The sequence below is a fragment of the Mycobacterium sp. NGS22 genome (assembly GCF_059813095.1).
On sequence record NZ_JCALDY010000001.1, the window covers coordinates 301338 to 315357 of the forward strand.

The window sequence follows — 14020 nt, forward strand, 5'->3', positions numbered from 1 at the left end:
CACTGACACGTCGGTTTCTAGCGCGGCCGGAGCACATCCATGGGTGGACGGTCGGCCAACGACACCGGCCAGGTGTGCTGGGTGTAGCCGTCACCGGCCGGCGAGAACTGGGTCAGGCCGACCCCGGAGTCGGAAACCCCGCACCGGGACAACAGGGTGGCGATCACCTGGCGACTCATCGCGCCCAGCTCCTCGAGCGGCCGGTTGCGGTGTGCCCGGACACCCAGGTTGACCTGCGCGATCGCATCCAGTCCCAGCCGGTCGAAGGTGTCGACCAGCAGGCCGATCTCCACGCCGTAGCCCGGCGCGAACGGCAGCGACGTCAGCAGCTCCCGGCTGGCTGCGTACTCCCCGCCCAGCGGCTGCAGCACGCACCCCAGTTCAGGTCGCAGCGCGGCCAGCAGCGGGCGGGCCACGAGTTCGGTGACCCGGCCGCCGCCGGTGGCGTTGCCGTCGCTCAGCGGTCGCCGGTAGAAACCTTTGACCAGGTGGATGCCGTCGCCGGTGAGCAGCGGACCGACCAGGTAGGGCACGAACATGGGATGCGGGTTGAGCAGGTCGGAATCGATGAACACGACGATGTCGCCGCTGGTGGCGGCAAGCGAGCGCCACAACGCCTCGCCCTTGCCGGGCCGGGCCGGCAGCTCGGGCACGGCCTGCTCGCGGCTGACGACGCGGGCGCCCGCCGCGATGGCCCGGATCTCGGTGTCGTCGGTCGAGCCCGAATCCAGCACGATCAGCTCGTCGACCAGCCCGTCTACCAGCGGGGAGATGCTGTCGATGACCGATCCGATGGTCTCTTCCTCGTTCAAGGCCGGCAGCACCACCGAGATCGTGCGCCCGGCCTTGGCGGCGACGAGTTCGCCGATCGTCCAGCGCGGACGGTTCCAGCTGCGGTCGGCGAACCAGGTGTCCCCGGGTCGCGCCGCGAGCACGCCGTCAGCGGCGAGATCCAGCTCCGAGGCCGTCATCCCAGTCCTCTCACGGTGCGCGCCGGCGGGCGGGTGCCCTGGATCGAGGCGACCATCTCCAGCACCCGGCGGGTGGCCGCGACCTGGTGGACCCGGAACATGCGGGCTCCGGCGGCCGCCGCGAGCGCGGTAGCCGCCAGTGTCCCCTCCAGCCGTTCGGTCACGTCCACACCCAGAGTCTCCCCGACGAAGTCCTTGTTGCTCAACGCCATGAGCACGGGCCACCCGGTACCGACGAGTTCGGCCACGTGCCGCAGCAGGATCAGCCCGTGGAAGGTGTTCTTGCCGAAATCGTGGGTGGGGTCGATCAGTACCCGGTCGCGGGCCACTCCGACCGCAACTGCCCGCTCGGCGGCGGTCGTGACCTGGCGAATCACGTCGTCCACCACGCCGCGGGTAGTCGTACCGTAACTCACCCGGAATGGCCGTGTCCTGGGCGCCGCACCGCCGGTGTGCGAGCACACCAGGCCCGCGTTGAACTCGGCAGCGACCAGTTGGAGGCGTGGATCCACGCCTGCCCAGGTGTCGTTGATGATGTCCGCCCCGGCCGCGCAGGCGAGTTCTGCGACCTCGGAGCGCCAGGTGTCGACGCTGATCAGCTGGTCGGGGTAGGCGTTGCGCAGCCACTCGACGAACGGCACCAGCCGGGCGATCTCGGTGTCGGGGTCGACGGTTTCGCCGGGCCCGGCTTTGACCCCACCGACGTCGATGACGTCGGCGCCGTCGGCGATCGCGCGGTGCACGGCGTCTTGAGCGGCTTCATCGCTGAACGTCGCGCCGCGGTCGAAGAACGAGTCCGGGGTGCGGTTGATGATCGCCATGATCAGCGCGCGATCCGCCGCGACCGGGCGGCCGCAGAAGGTTGCCGGCACGACTCTATGGTGCCTGGTCGTGGTCACCGGCGTGCTGTCGGCATTGAGCGTGAAACGAGGGCTTCGCCGGTGAAAGTACGGCGAAAAAATCGAACAAATCCCGCCCTGAGCTCACCGGCAACGCCGAGACTTCACAGTCAATGCGGGCGCGCAAGCGACGGCCGTCAGCCCTGCGGCCGCTTACCCGCCGCGACCTCACCCGGATACTCGTCGTAGTACTCGACGTAGCCTTCCTTACGGCCGGCCAGCACGTAGAGCGGATCCTCGATATCGGAGCCGTACGCCTGCTTGCGCAGCTCGACCTTGCGGCTCTTGAACGTCGTGGTGTGCTCCAGCGACTCCACCAGCCGCACGAACAGCGGCAGCGCGTAACCGGGCAAATTGTCGTACACCGCGCGCGCCAGGGACTGACCGTCGAATTCCTTGCCCTCGCGCAGCTTGACCGCCGCCATCCCGGCGCGCCCACCGGTGTCGGGCACCTCGACGCCGAACACGGTGCATTCTTCGACCTGAGAATCCGACGCCACCGCGGCCTCGACTTGGGTCGTCGCCACGTTCTCGCCCTTCCAGCGGAACGTGTCGCCCAACCGGTCGACGAACGCGGCGTGGAACAGGCCCTGCGGGCTCATCACGTCGCCGGTGTTGAAATACGTGTCGCCTTCTTTGAAGGCGTTGCGCACCAGCTTCTTCTCGGTGGCTTCCTTGTCGGTGTAACCGTCGAAGGGCTGCAGCCGGTTGACCGGGCTGAGCAACAGGCCCGGTTCGCCGGCGGGCACGCGCCGCACCCGTCCGTTGTCGTCGCGCACCGGCTCACCGGTGTCAGGGTCGTATTCGACGTAGGCCAGCGGCATCGGCGAGATACCGGTGCTGCGCGGCACGTTGAAGATGTTGATGAACGCGGTGGTGCCTTCGCTGGCGGCGTAGAACTCGCAGACCCGGGCGATGCCGAATCGTTTGGTGAATTCGTCCCAGATGTCCGGGCGCAGCCCGTTGCCGGCGATGACGCGGACCTTGTGCCTGCGGTCGGTCGGTTTGGCCGGCTGGTTGAGCAGGTAGCGGCACACTTCGCCGATGTAGATGAACGCGGTGGCATCGCTGGCGATCACCTCGTCCCAGAACCGTGAAGCCGAGAACGACTTGCCCAGCGCCAGCGTCGCACCGGAATTGATCACCGACGACAGCGCGACGGTCAGCGCATTGTTGTGGTACAGCGGCAGGCAGCTGTACATGGTGTCGGAGGCCTTCAACCGCAGCCCCAGCCCGCCGAATGCGCCGAGGGCTTTGAGCCACCGGTAGTGCGTCATCACGCTGGCCTTCGGATAGCCGGTGGTGCCGGAGGTGAAGATGTAGAACGCGGTGTCCCGGGCACGCACCGTCGACACCGAGTCCGGGTTGGTCGCCGGCGCGGTCGCGGCGAATTGCTCGACGTCTTCGATGGTCAGCACGTCCCCGGCCGACCCGCCGGCTTCGCTGACGGCGCTGACCAGGTCGGATTCGGCGACCAGCACCTTGGCATCCAGCAAACCCAAGCTGTGCCGCAGGACGTCCCCACGCTGGTGGTAGTTGAGCATGCCGGCGATCGCGCCGCACTTGACCGCCGCCAGCATCGTCAGCACGGTGTTGGGCGAGTTGCGCAGCATCACGCCCACCACGTCGCCGGGCCCGACGCCGCGGGCGGCCAACACGGCGGCGTAGCGGTTGGCGGCGGCGTTCGCCTCGTTGTACGTCAGTTGCTGGTCGCCGAACTTCAGAAAAACGCGGTCGGCGTAGCGGGCGGCGCGCTCCTGGAACACCGCGCCGATCGACGTCCTGGAACCGGGACGCGGCAGCAGGCCGGTCCTCACCGCACGCAGGATCGAGGGCGCGTCGGCCACCAGCCCGGGAATCCGTACCGCGAGATCGGTCAGTTTGACTCGTGTGTTCGTGCCACCGCCGTGATCGGCCACCTGATCCCTCGATTCCCTTGCAGACCCGCTGAGTACATACCGCCGGGCGGCCTGGACCGGTCAGGCCGGTGCGCAGGCGTCCAGCGCTTCGCCGACCTTATCGACCACCACCAGCCGGTCCACCGCGGCCTGGGAGACGTAGCCGCTGTCCAGCAATCCGAAGATCCACGTCCGCACGGCGTCGTAATGCCCCCACGGGTCCAGAATCACGATGGGCTTGTCGTGCACGCCGAGATACCCCTCGGTCCACGCGCTCAACAGTTCGTCGAGGGTGCCGACACCCCCCGGCAGTGCGATGAACGCATCGGCCCGCCCTTCCATGACCTGCTTCCGCTCGCTCAGCGTGTCGGTGACGATCAGTTCGTCGGCCTGACGGTCGGCCAGTTCACGGTCCAGCAGCATCGTGGGGATCACGCCGACGGTCCAGCCGCCGCCAGCCCGCGCGGCCGAGGCCACCGCCCCCATCGCCGACACGTGCCCACCGCCCCACACCAGCGTCCATCCGCGCGCGGCGATCGCGGAACCGAGCTCCGCGGCCAATTCCAGCAGTTCGGGGTGCGTCGGTGCGGCAGCGCAGTACACGGCCACCGCCAGCCGGCCGTCTGAGGGCATACCCGAAAGGTAGACCGCCCACCTTCCCCGGCACACGCCGGTGGGCCATAAAGTCGAACGGTGCCGATCCGCTGGAACGTCCCGCAACACACCGAGGCGTTGGAGCGGCTGCACGGCGCGCTGGAGGGTTCTGGTGGCGCGATCGTCCTCGGGCCCGACGGCGTCGGCAAGTCGACCCTGGCCCGGTTGGCCGCCGAGCGTTTCTGCAGCGAACATCCGGCAACCGTCACCCGCTGGGTCGTGGGCACCCCGACCGAGCGCGTGGTGCCGTTCGGTGCCTTCGGCCATCTGGTCGAGATCTCCGACATCGGCAAACCGGCGAAGCTGTTGCGGGCCGCCCGCGCGTCGCTGACCCGGGCCGCCCACGCCCACCAGGGCGATTTGCTGCTCGTCGTCGACGAGGCGCATGACCTGGACATCCTGTCGGCGACCCTGGTGTATCAGCTGGCCCGCACGGGTACGGCCCGGATGATCGTGACCTCGCGCGCCGACGCGGCGCCCGCCGCCGTCGCGGCGTTGTGGACGGACGAGCTGCTGGACCGCATCGACATCGAGCCCCCCGGTGGGGCCACGACGACGGCGGAGGTCGACGAGTTCCTCGCCGAGTTACCTGCATCCGCGCGCCTGGTGCTGGACTACCTGGCTTTGGTGGAGCCGTTGACGGTGGCCGATCTGACCGTGCTGGCAGGCGACGGTGCCGTCGCCCAGGCGGCAGAACTGGGCGCCGCAGAAACCCGGGTCCGCAACGACGACGAACCGGTCGTGTACACCGCGCACCCGATGTTCGGGGAACGCGCCCGGGTCGCGCTGAGCACCGCCGAACTGCGACGGCGGCGCACCGCGCTGGTCGAGTTGCTCTCCCAGCACTCCTGTGAGCACCCCAGCGACCGGTTGCGACTGGCGTCGCTGGCGCTGGACTGCGACGCGCTTCAGCCGGTCACCGAAGTCACCGCCGCCGCCCAACAGGCGCTGCGGCTGGGAGATCTGTTACTCGCCGAACGGTTGGCGCGGGCGGTGCTGGACCGGTCGGGCGGCCTGGATGCCCGCCTGGTGCTCGGTCAGGCGCTGGCCTGGCAGGGCCGCGGCCGGGAGGCCGGCCAGTTGTTGGCCGCGGTGAACCCCGCCGACCTGTCCGAGGCGGACTTGATCGCGTGGGCGGTGCCGCGGGCCGCCAACCAGTTCTGGATGCTCGGTGAGCCGGAGAAGGCGACGGCGTTCTTGCAGACGACCCGCAACCGGGTGACCGAGCCGGCGTCACAGAACGTGCTGGACGGGTTGAGCGCCACGTTCGCGATGAACTCGGGAAACCTGCACCGGGCCATCGCGGTGTCCACCGAAGTGCTCTCGGCACCGACTGCAGGGGACATGGCGGTGGCCTGGGCGGCCAGTTCGGCCGCGCTGTCCTCGGCCCGGATGGGCCGCTTCGGCGACGTCGCCGCGCTGGTCGAAAGAGCCACCGCCGCAGAACATCCCGGACTGTTGCGGTTCACCGCCGGTCTGGCGCAGATCACGTCGCTGCTGATGGCGGGCGAGACTGACCAGGCACAGACGCTGGCTCAGCAATTCACCGACTTCGCCGAACTGCAGCAACCCGGACGGGCCGTCGGGGAGGTGCTGCTGGCTTACGTGCTCAACGTCAAGGGCGAATTCGGCGCCGCCGCAGCGTTGTTGGAACCCGCAGCGGCCGTGCTGGAACGGTCCGGCTACTCCTGGGGTCCGCTGTCGCTGATGTTGTTGACCACCACCATCGCCCGCCAAGGCGACATCCCGGGATCGGCAAAGGCGTTGCGGCGCGCTGAAACCCGGCACGGAACCAAGTCGGCGGTGTTCGCCCCTGAGCTGGGTCAGGCTCGGGCGTGGACCCGGGCCACGGCACGAGACCCGATGGGTGCGACGTCAGCGGCGCGAGATGCTGCCCGCATGGCCGAACGCGCCGGGCAATCGGCGGTCGCGCTCTGCGCGTGGCACGACGCCATCCGGCTGGGCGATGTCCGGGCGGTGGAACCGGTGACCCGTTTGGCGGCCGAAATCAATTGCAAGGTAGGCGATCTCGTCGTCCGGCATGCCCGTGCGCTGGCCAGTCGGGACGCTGCCGCACTGCAAGAGGTGGCCGACGAATTCGGCTCGATCGGGATGGGCGCGGCGGCCGGGGATGCCGCGGCGCAGGCGCAGGGCTAGCGACTCAGATGGAGACGACCCGGATGAGGTCGTCGAGTCGGCTGAAATCATCGCCGTTCCGGGTGTAGAGGTCGAGACCGTTGGCGTGTGCTGTGGCCGCGATCAGGAGGTCAGCGAACCGGCTGCGCGGCTTGCGACCTCCGCCGGCCACAGCCGCGACCACAAGTCCGTAACTGCGTGCAGCGACTGCATCGAAGGGCAGCGGTTGGATAAGTGACTCCACTTCCTGAAGTCGGACCTGGCGTCGGGACGCTTCCATCGGATCGGAGGTCAACCGCGGACCGGCGGCCAGTTCGGCGACCGTAATCGCCGAGATCGCCACCTCGTCGGGCATTGCGGCCAGCACCGCGGGATCATGCCAGTCGACGACGACCGAGGTGTCAAGCAAGCCACGGGTCAACTCAAATTCCTTGGTCTACCGCGCGATCCAGGTCAACCCGGAACTGCCGATGGTCGATGCGCACCGCGCTATCCCGCAACGCCGCCACCTCGTCGCGGGAGACGAAGGTGCTTCGAGCGGCCTTGACGGGGCGAAGCTCGGCTACCGGTTCGCCATTTCGAGTCACAACGAAGGTCTCACCCGCCGCTACGGCCTCGATGACTTTGCCGTTCTCGTTACGCAGTTCGCGCTGCGGGATCGTCCGGACCACGCATCCGATTGTAGCAACTTGTGCTACAGCAGGCTACGCGCTGAGATAGCTGCGCAGCATCTCCACCGCCGCGGTGATGTTGGCGACCGGCACCCGCTCGTCCCGCTTGTGCGCCAGGTTGGGGTCACCGGGACCGTAATTGATCGCCGGAATGCCAAGCGCGGCAAAGCGTGACACGTCAGTCCAGCCGTATTTGGCCCGAACCTGTCCCCCGGCGGCCTCGACCAGAGACCTCGCCGCGGGGGCCGACAGGCCGGGCAGCGCACCGGCCGCGGAGTCGGTCAGCGTGATCTGCACGTCGAGCCCGTCGAGCACCTCGTGGACATGGGCGAGAGCGGTCTGCGGCGACCGGTCGGGGGCGAAGCGGAAGTTGACCGTCACCGAGGCGCTGTCGGGAATCACGTTCCCGGCGATGCCGCCCTCGACGCGCACCGCCGACAACCCCTCCCGGTACACGCAGCCGTCGATGTCGACGCTGCGCGGCTGATACGCCGCGAGTCGCTGCATGACCCCGCCGAGCTTGTGAATTGCGTTGTCGCCCAACCACGATCGTGCCGAGTGCGCCCGCGTTCCGGTGGCGCTGACGACGACCCGCAACGTGCCCTGGCACCCCGCCTCGATGAAGCCGGCGGTGGGCTCACCCAGGACTGCGACGTCCGCGATGAGCCAGTCCGGCAACTCGCGCTCGATACGGCCCAAACCGTTTGCCGCCGAGTCGATCTCCTCACAGTCGTACATCACCAGCGTCAAGTCGTGCGCCGGGTCGGCGACGGTGGCAGCCAGGTGCAGGAAGACCGCGTCACCGGACTTCATGTCCGCGGTTCCGCAGCCGTGCAACTCAGCGCCGTCCAGCCGGCTGGGCAGGTTGTCGGCGACCGGCACGGTGTCCAGATGCCCCGCGAGCAGCACCCGCGACGGCCGGTTCAGCGCTGTGCGGGCCAGCACCGCGTTGCCGTTGCGGACGATCTCGAAGCCGGTCGTCTGGGCGCGCAGCGCCGCCTCGACCTCGTCGGCGATGCGCGCCTCGTCGCGCGACTCACTGGGGATGTCGACCAGCGCTGCGGTCAGCTCAACGGGATCACCCTTCAGGTCCAACACTCACCAAGTATGCCGAGCAGACGCAAAGTCCCCTTATTCGGGACGAAAAAGGGGACTTTTGCGTCTGCTCGCGGGGGGAAAGTAACCTTGCCGCCGTGACTGGAGCAGCAGGTATCGGCCTGGCGACACTGGCCTCCGACGGATCTGTCCTCGATGCCTGGTTTCCTGAACCGGAACTGACGGAGTCGGACACCAGCGCCACAACGCGATTGGCCCTGTCGGATCTTCCCGCCGTGCTGGGAGCGTTGGTCGGCCGTGACGACGACCGCCAGACCGAGACCATCGCGATCCGCACGGTCATCGGCTCCCTCGACGAACAGGCCGGCGACGCCTACGACGCCTACCTGCGATTGCATCTGCTCTCCCACCGCCTGGTGGCGCCGCACGGGCTCAACGCAGGCGGCTTGTTCGGGGTATTGACCAACGTGGTCTGGACCAACCGCGGACCGTGCGCCATCGAGGGCTTCGAGGCGGTTCGGGCGCGGCTGCGCCGACATGGACCGGTTACGGTGTACGGCATCGACAAATTCCCGCGGATGGTCGACTACGTGGTGCCGTCCGGCGTGCGTATCGCCGACGCCGACCGGGTCCGATTGGGCGCGCACCTGGCGGCGGGCACCACGGTCATGCACGAGGGCTTCGTCAACTACAACGCCGGCACGCTGGGCGCGTCGATGGTGGAAGGTCGCATTTCGGCGGGCGTGGTCGTCGGCGACGGCTCCGACGTCGGCGGCGGCGCCTCGATCATGGGCACGCTGTCCGGAGGCGGGACCGAGGTCATCTCGATCGGCAAACGCTGCCTGCTGGGCGCCAACGCGGGGCTGGGCATCTCATTGGGCGACGACTGTGTCGTCGAGGCCGGCCTGTACGTCACCGCGGGCACCAAGCTCACCGGACCCGACGGCGCGACGCTGAAGGCCAGCGAACTCTCCGGCGGCAACAACCTGTTGTTCCGGCGCAATTCGCTCAGTGGCGCGGTCGAGGTGGTGCCGCGCGGCGGCCAGGGCATTGCGCTCAACGAGGACCTGCACGCCAACTAGCGCAGCCGGGTGCCGCGCGTTTCGGGCAGTCGGTAGACGCACGCCAGGCTGATCACCACCAGGATCACCAGCATCAACGCGATACCGGCGGCCCCATGAGCGGCCAACAGCCAGCCGGCGATCAGCGGCGGAACCGCGCCGCCGGCGATGCCGGCCAGGTTGATGGACAGCGCGGTCGCGGTGTAGCGGTAGCGGGTGGCGAACAGTTCGGGGACGAACGCAGCGACCGGGCCGAAGCAGCTCGCGGAGACGGCGTACATGCCCAGGATGGCGACCGCGAACAGCACGGGGTCGCGGGAGTCGATCAGCGGCATCACCGACAACGCCCACGGCAGCGCCGCGGCCCAGCTGACCAACAGCACGCGCCGCCGCCCGAACCGGTCGCACAACCCCGCCGTCAGCGCGGCGAACACCAGGCAGGTGAGCCCGCCCAACACCCCGACGACCAGGATCAGGTTGCGCGAATAGCCGAGCTGAGTGTGGGCGTAGCCGGGCAGATACGCGCTCGCCAGATACGTGAACGCGAAGCAGCCGAGCACGCTGCCGCCGGCCAGGACCACCTCCCGGCGCTGCAGTCGCAGCACTTCGGCCAGCGGCGCGGCAGCTTTGGTCTGCTGACCGGCGAAGACGGGTGTCTCCTTGATGTTGAGCCGCACGTACAGCGCGATGACGATCAGCACCGCGCTGAGCAGGAAGGGAATGCGCCATCCCCATTGCATGAAGGCATGGCTGCCTTCACCGATGGTCGCGTTGACGCCCAGGAACGTCAGGCTGGTCAGCACCAGCGCGATACCGCCGCCGAGCGCGGTGAACATCCCGTAGAACCCTCGTCGGCCGACAGGCGCCGATTCGGCGCTCAGCAGGGCCGATCCGGCCCATTCGCCGCCGACGGCGAAACCCTGCATGATCCGCAGCACGATCAGGATCAGCGGGGCCGCGGCGCCGACGGTTGCCGTGCTGGGCACCAAACCCACGGTCACGGTGGACAGCGCCATGATCAGCAGGGTGGCGACCAGGGTGCGCTTACGGCCCAACCGGTCACCGAGATGCCCGAAGACGGCGGCGCCCAGCGGCCGGGACAGGAACGCGGTGGCGAAGGTCCCCATCGAGGCGACGGTGGCCATCGTCGGTCCTAGGTGCGGGTAGAACACGGTGGGAAAGACCAGCGCGGCCGCGGTGCCGTAGATGAAGAAGTCGTAGTACTCGACGGCCGATCCGACCAGGCAGGCCAGGGCCACCCGCCGCATCGGCGTGACCTTGGGAGCAATCGTGCTGACAGACACCTTGAAAACGGTAGGCGACGGCACGCGGCTGTTTCCCTGGAAAATGCTGGTAACTCGCTGGCAGTGCATGTACAGCCAGGAACTCAGCCTTCGGCCAGCAACTGCTTCTTGAGCACCTTGCCGAGCGCATTGCGGGGCAGCGACTCCACCATCCGCACCTCGCGCGGCCGCTTGTGCACCGAAAGTTGCTCAGCGACAAACTGAATCAACTCATCGGGGCTGGCCGATCCCACCACGTACGCCACGATCCGCTGACCCAGATCTTCGTCGGGCGGCCCGACCACCGCGGCCTCGTCGACGCCGGGATGTGCGAGCAGTACCGTCTCGATCTCGCCGGCGCCGATCCGGTACCCGCCGGACTTGATCAGGTCGACGGACTCGCGGCCCACGATGCGGTGCATTCCGCCTTCGTCGACGACGGCGACGTCGCCGGTTCGGTACCACCCGTCGTCGGTGAATGCCTCGGCGGTGGCCTCGGGTCGGTTCAGATATCCGTCGAACAGCGTCAGACCCCGAACTTGAAGCTTGCCAACGGTTTCCGCGTCATGCGGCACCGGGGCACCGTGGTCGTCGACCATCCGGGTCTGTACCCCGGCCAGCGGCAGACCCACCCAACCCGGGCGGCGCTCGCCGTCGGCCCGGGTGGACACGGTGATCAACGACTCCGAGGCGCCGTAGCGTTCGATGGGCCGGTGCCCGGTCAGTTCCTCGAGCCGTTCGAACACCGGCACCGGAAGTGCGGCACTCCCGGACACCAGCAGCCGCGCCGGTCGCAGCGCCTGCGCGGCACTCTGGTCGGCCACCACCCGCGACCACACCGTCGGCACCCCGAAGTAGAGCGTGCCACCGGCGCCCGCGTAGCCGGCCGGTGTGGGTTTCCCGGTGTGCACGAACCGATTTCCCACCCGCAGCGACCCCAGCAGGCCGAGCACCAAGCCGTGGATGTGGTAGAGCGGCAGCCCATGCACCAGCACGTCGTCGGGCGTCCACTGCCACGCTTCGGCCAGCGCGTCGAGGTCCGCGGCGATCGCCCGGCGGCTCACCTGCACACCCTTGGGCAGACCCGTCGTCCCCGAGGTGTAGACGATCATCGCCAGCGCATCCGGCGTCGGCTCGGCGTAACGGTGCCAGGAGCGAGCGTGCAACCGCACCGGAATGTGTTGCAGCCCATCGGGATCCTCGGGCTGCGGCCCCAGCCACGCCTGGGCGCCGGAATCGGTGAGCATGTGCCGGCGTTCGGCGACGCCGACGTCGGCGGGTACCGGCACGACCGGCACGCCGGCGATCAGGCACCCGACGATCGCCAGCACCGTCGATGCCGTCGGGGTGGCCAGCACCGCGATCCGGTGGGCGCCGGCCACCCGCTCGGCCACCGACGTCGCGGCACCCACCAGGTCGCTGCGGCTCAGCCGGAACCCGTCGATGCTGACCGCGTCCGGCACGTCGCGGGCGGTGGCTACCGCGGGATTCAGCGACGTCAGCAGCACGTCAGGCCCGCTCGTCCCAGATCTTGAGCAGGGTCTCCAGGATCTCCTCGCCGCGTCCCAGCCCGGCGAGGTGGCTTTCCTCCGGCAGGTGGTACAGCTCGGCGTCGGGAAGCCGGGAGACGACGTGCTCGCCGTGCGCAAACGGGATGATGTGGTCGTGGTCGCCGTGCCACCAGCGCACCGGGACCGTCACGTCCTCGAGCCGGAAGCCCCAGTCGCGGGCGAACAGAATGACGTCGTTGAACGGCGCGGCCAGCTGTTTGCGGCTGCCGTTGAGCAGGTCGTCGAGGAACATCGCTTTGAACTCGGGCCGGGTCAGCAGATGCCGGTCGGCTTCCGGTGACAACAGCGCATAGATGTCGAGCGCGCTGGATGCGACCGGCCGGATCGACTGGATCAGCATGCTGGCACCGATCCGCAACGGGTTGCCGCCGAACTTCAGCAGTGGCGCCACCCGCAGGCCCAGGTTCATGGCTCCGCCACTGATCGCGTCGGGTCCCTGGGTCGGGGCCACGCCACCCAGTACGCCGACGGCCACCACCCGGTCGGACAGCCCGGCCGCGCAGGCCAACGTGTAGGGACCTCCGCCGGACAGGCCCACGACCGCCATCTTGTCGATGCCCAGGGTGTCGGCGATGACGCGCAGGTCGTCGGCGAAGGCCGCGATGGTTTCGTACCGGTGCGGAGTCGACGAGCCGATGCCGGGGCGGTCCACGCCGATCAGGCGGATGTCGTGCAGGTCGGCGTAGACGCGGGCCTCGGTGGGGATCTGCCTGCGTGCGCCGGGCGTGCCGTGCAGCCAGAAGACCGCGCGACCCTGCGGCGCGCCGAATTCGGCGAAGCCGAGTTGGCGGTTCTCGCCGACGGCGATGTTTCCTTCGAGCTTGGGTCGGGCGATCGCGACAGGCATGCGCAGCAGCCTATCAGCGCAGTTCAGGCGACCTTTTCCGGCTTCACCTCGGTACGGTCACCACCGGCTCGCTTCGCCAGGTACATCGCCGAGTCCGCGCGGTCGATGAGGCGGTGCACGACGTTGTGCACCGTGCTCGAGGAGCAGGTGCCGGTGGCGATACCGATGCTCACGGTGAATTGCGGCGCCGCCGCGTTGCCGGCCAGCGCCGCATGGATCCTGCGGGCCACCCCGTGCCCCGCCTCGCTCTCGCCCCGCAGCACGATCACGAACTCCTCGCCACCGATCCGCGCCGCCGCCGTGTCGAACGGTGCCTCGGCGAGGGCGGCACGCATGCATTCGGCGAGGGTGGTGAGCACCCGGTCACCGGCTTCGTGACCGTGGGTGTCGTTGATCGCCTTGAACTGGTCGATGTCGATGGTGAGGGCCGTCAGCGGCGCTGTGGTGTCGCCCGCCAGACCGTCCAGACTGTCCTCCAGGCCGCGCCGGTTGTTGAGCCGGGTCAACGGATCATGCAGGGCCTCAACGGCTCCCGTCCGCAACGTCAGCAGATAAGCCTGCATCACGACCGGGAACCCCAGCACGATCGGCACCACGATCAATACGTTGATGGTGACGACATTCGCCGGAAACAGGTGCTGCCGCAGCGATTCCAGGTAGCACCAGGTAATCGATGCCGCGGAGAACAACAGGTGCAGCGTCAGAGCACGCGGCCCGTGCAGGGCCACGATGTAGAAGCCGTTGATCGCCAACACCGTCAGGCCGGGCATCGCCAGGAAGGTCTGGCCGACGTTAATGACGGTCCCGAGAACACAGAGGTTGGACACCAGGATGAACAGAGCCGAGATCCGCTCGGACGGAAAGGGTCCGAATGTCCAGCCGATGCCGGAGACCACCGCTACCCCGACGATCAGGTAACTGACTTCGGGCACTTTCAGATTCGGGTAGACCACCGTCAGGATGCTGATGCCGG

General features: G+C 68.6%; 13 protein-coding genes. 2 read left to right on the forward strand and 11 right to left on the reverse strand.

Annotation, left to right across the window (positions count from 1 at the left end; genetic code table 11):
* Positions 1-17: 17 nt before the first annotated feature.
* The 4 genes from AC5Y47_RS01335 to log all read right to left on the reverse strand — a co-directional run bounded on the left by AC5Y47_RS01335 (position 18) and on the right by log (position 4401).
* Positions 18-971: a glucosyl-3-phosphoglycerate synthase gene (locus AC5Y47_RS01335; RefSeq protein WP_499941239.1), complete on the reverse strand. Its 954-nt coding sequence runs from the start codon at positions 969-971 to the stop codon at positions 18-20.
* Complete coding sequence (gene folP / locus AC5Y47_RS01340; RefSeq protein ID WP_499941416.1) at positions 968-1792, reverse strand: dihydropteroate synthase; 825 nt, start codon at positions 1790-1792, stop codon at positions 968-970. Before folP ends, AC5Y47_RS01335 begins: the two co-directional genes overlap by 4 nt.
* 215 nt (positions 1793-2007) lie before the next feature.
* The gene (gene fadD6, locus AC5Y47_RS01345; protein ID WP_499941241.1) at positions 2008-3789 is read right to left on the reverse strand and encodes a long-chain-acyl-CoA synthetase FadD6; all 1782 of its coding nucleotides are present in this window, start codon (positions 3787-3789) and stop codon (positions 2008-2010) included.
* Positions 3790-3849: 60 nt separating this feature from the next.
* The gene (gene log, locus AC5Y47_RS01350; RefSeq protein WP_499941243.1) at positions 3850-4401 is read right to left on the reverse strand and encodes a cytokinin riboside 5'-monophosphate phosphoribohydrolase; all 552 of its coding nucleotides are present in this window, start codon (positions 4399-4401) and stop codon (positions 3850-3852) included.
* Between the two features lie 60 nt (positions 4402-4461).
* Here log and AC5Y47_RS01355 point away from each other — a divergent pair, with 60 nt between their 5' ends.
* Positions 4462-6579 (forward strand): AAA family ATPase, encoded by a 2118-nt coding sequence (locus tag AC5Y47_RS01355; protein WP_499941244.1) that lies wholly within the window; start codon positions 4462-4464, stop codon positions 6577-6579.
* 4 nt (positions 6580-6583) lie between these two features.
* Here AC5Y47_RS01355 and AC5Y47_RS01360 read toward each other — a convergent pair whose 3' ends face one another.
* The 3 genes from AC5Y47_RS01360 to dapE are packed head-to-tail and all read right to left on the reverse strand — an operon-like array spanning position 6584 to position 8327.
* Positions 6584-6979 (reverse strand): type II toxin-antitoxin system VapC family toxin, encoded by a 396-nt coding sequence (locus AC5Y47_RS01360; protein ID WP_499941246.1) that lies wholly within the window; start codon positions 6977-6979, stop codon positions 6584-6586.
* A gap of 1 nt (position 6980) precedes the next feature.
* Positions 6981-7229, reverse strand: a complete 249-nt coding sequence (locus AC5Y47_RS01365) for a type II toxin-antitoxin system Phd/YefM family antitoxin (RefSeq protein ID WP_499941248.1) — start codon at positions 7227-7229, stop codon at positions 6981-6983.
* A 33-nt stretch (positions 7230-7262) separates the two neighbouring features.
* The gene (gene dapE, locus AC5Y47_RS01370) at positions 7263-8327 is read right to left on the reverse strand and encodes a succinyl-diaminopimelate desuccinylase (RefSeq protein WP_499941250.1); all 1065 of its coding nucleotides are present in this window, start codon (positions 8325-8327) and stop codon (positions 7263-7265) included.
* A gap of 95 nt (positions 8328-8422) precedes the next feature.
* Between dapE and dapD the strand changes: the two genes are divergently transcribed.
* The gene (gene dapD, locus AC5Y47_RS01375) at positions 8423-9367 is read left to right on the forward strand and encodes a 2,3,4,5-tetrahydropyridine-2,6-dicarboxylate N-succinyltransferase (protein WP_499941252.1); all 945 of its coding nucleotides are present in this window, start codon (positions 8423-8425) and stop codon (positions 9365-9367) included.
* Here dapD and AC5Y47_RS01380 read toward each other — a convergent pair.
* From AC5Y47_RS01380 to AC5Y47_RS01395, 4 genes are all read right to left on the reverse strand, one after another.
* Entirely contained in the window at positions 9364-10614 is a 1251-nt protein-coding gene (locus AC5Y47_RS01380) for an MFS transporter (RefSeq protein WP_499941418.1), read from the reverse strand. The two genes, dapD and AC5Y47_RS01380, sit on opposite strands and share 4 nt — an antisense overlap.
* A 119-nt stretch (positions 10615-10733) precedes the next feature.
* Complete coding sequence (locus AC5Y47_RS01385; RefSeq protein WP_499941254.1) at positions 10734-12137, reverse strand: acyl-CoA synthetase; 1404 nt, start codon at positions 12135-12137, stop codon at positions 10734-10736.
* Between the two features lies 1 nt (position 12138).
* A complete protein-coding gene (locus tag AC5Y47_RS01390; RefSeq protein WP_499941255.1) occupies positions 12139-13047 on the reverse strand; it encodes an alpha/beta fold hydrolase in 909 nt (302 codons plus the stop codon).
* 23 nt (positions 13048-13070) lie between these two features.
* A complete protein-coding gene (locus AC5Y47_RS01395) occupies positions 13071-14000 on the reverse strand; it encodes a GGDEF domain-containing protein (RefSeq protein WP_499941257.1) in 930 nt (309 codons plus the stop codon).
* Between the last annotated feature and the right edge of the window lie 20 nt (positions 14001-14020).

Excerpts from the sequence above, each read along its gene's own strand:
- AC5Y47_RS01390 (WP_499941255.1), bottom strand. The coding sequence starts at position 13,047 with ATGCCTGTCGCGATCGCCCGACCCAAGCTCGAAGGAAACATCGCCGTC.
- AC5Y47_RS01335 (WP_499941239.1), bottom strand. The coding sequence starts at position 971 with ATGACGGCCTCGGAGCTGGATCTCGCCGCTGACGGCGTGCTCGCGGCG.
- log (WP_499941243.1), bottom strand. The coding sequence starts at position 4,401 with ATGCCCTCAGACGGCCGGCTGGCGGTGGCCGTGTACTGCGCTGCCGCA.
- folP (WP_499941416.1), bottom strand. The coding sequence starts at position 1,792 with ATGGCGATCATCAACCGCACCCCGGACTCGTTCTTCGACCGCGGCGCG.
- AC5Y47_RS01380 (WP_499941418.1), bottom strand. The coding sequence starts at position 10,614 with ATGCGGCGGGTGGCCCTGGCCTGCCTGGTCGGATCGGCCGTCGAGTAC.